4 protein-coding genes are annotated in these 846 nt (G+C 36.4%); 1 reads left to right on the top strand and 3 read right to left on the bottom strand.

The annotated features are described in order from the left end of the window. Positions 1-95: 95 nt before the first annotated feature. Positions 96-251 carry a hypothetical protein gene (locus A9G37_RS12430; protein ID WP_176701835.1) on the bottom strand — a complete coding sequence of 52 codons (156 nt, stop codon included), beginning with the start codon at positions 249-251 and terminating at the stop codon, positions 96-98. Between the two features lie 10 nt (positions 252-261). Continuing rightward, positions 262-381: a transposase gene (locus A9G37_RS13305; RefSeq protein ID WP_141670977.1), complete on the bottom strand. Its 120-nt coding sequence runs from the start codon at positions 379-381 to the stop codon at positions 262-264. 3 nt (positions 382-384) lie between these two features. Between A9G37_RS13305 and A9G37_RS13365 the strand changes: the two genes are divergently transcribed. After that, on the top strand, positions 385-534 hold the full coding sequence (locus A9G37_RS13365; protein WP_141670979.1) for a helix-turn-helix domain-containing protein: 150 nt from the start codon (positions 385-387) through the stop codon (positions 532-534). A 16-nt stretch (positions 535-550) separates the two neighbouring features. Here the strand turns inward: A9G37_RS13365 and A9G37_RS00690 are convergent. Then, on the bottom strand, positions 551-846 hold a 296-nt coding region (locus tag A9G37_RS00690), incomplete at its 5' end, for an IS3 family transposase (protein WP_176701834.1).

The following is an 846-nucleotide window of genomic DNA, read 5'->3' as shown; positions in this document are numbered from 1 at the left end:
GTTGATAATAGTAAGCACAACGGCTTAAGCCAACGATAGCGCAGCTCATAGCTATAGTAACAGAATGATTTTGTTGTAGTTGCTGTGCCCACGTTTTACGTGCCTTTGTGGGCACTAAAGCTTTTTATGATTTCTTCCTGAAGCTGTGATTTTAAGCTCAGTTCGGCAAACATCTGCTTAAGCTTGCGGTTTTCCACTTCGAGTTCTTTTAGACGTTTGACGTTTGATGTTTGAAGTTTCCATACCGCCATATTTTTCTCGTCATTTATAGAAAGTTGAATTACCCATGCCATATTTACGGCACAACTCTATAACGGGAATACCCGCTTCCGCTTCTTTTAAAATAGCGACGATTTGATGTTTAGTCGTTTTTTTCATCATTAAATCCCCTTTACTTTTATCATAGAGAATTTTCTACTTTTTTGCTGTACTATTTTAGGGGAGAGTTACACCCAGCTACTCAATAGACATCCTTCGACAATAAGTCGAGAGATAAAAAGAAACTCAAAACCTTGGTATGTCCACACTTTTTAGTACCAAAAAGATAAGGTCATCGATTTCTTTTGTATTCAATCGGCGACTGGTAATTTAATGTTGAATGAAGTCGATTATAATTAAACCAATCCACATAGTGATTAAATTCCAATTTAAGTTGCGCCAGTGAATCAAAAATAGTATTTGACACAAATTCTGTTTTCACTGCTTTGAATGTGCTTTCTGCAATTGCGTTATCATAGGGGCAGCCTTTGCGACTTAAGGACCGTTTAATTCCAAATGCTGTTAAACATTCATCAATCAAATGATTATCAAACTCTTTTCCTCTATCAGAATGAAACAACTCAATCG

The sequence above is a fragment of the Gilliamella sp. GillExp13 genome (assembly GCF_001690815.1).
Classification (GTDB): domain Bacteria; phylum Pseudomonadota; class Gammaproteobacteria; order Enterobacterales; family Orbaceae; genus Gilliamella; species Gilliamella bombi.
This window is presented reverse-complemented; position numbering and strand designations above follow the sequence as displayed.

Bases quoted from the DNA above. Each gene is read 5' to 3' on its own strand.
- A9G37_RS12430 (WP_176701835.1), bottom strand. From the start codon at position 251: ATGGCGGTATGGAAACTTCAAACATCAAACGTCAAACGTCTAAAAGAA.
- A9G37_RS13305 (WP_141670977.1), bottom strand. From the start codon at position 381: ATGATGAAAAAAACGACTAAACATCAAATCGTCGCTATTTTAAAAGAA.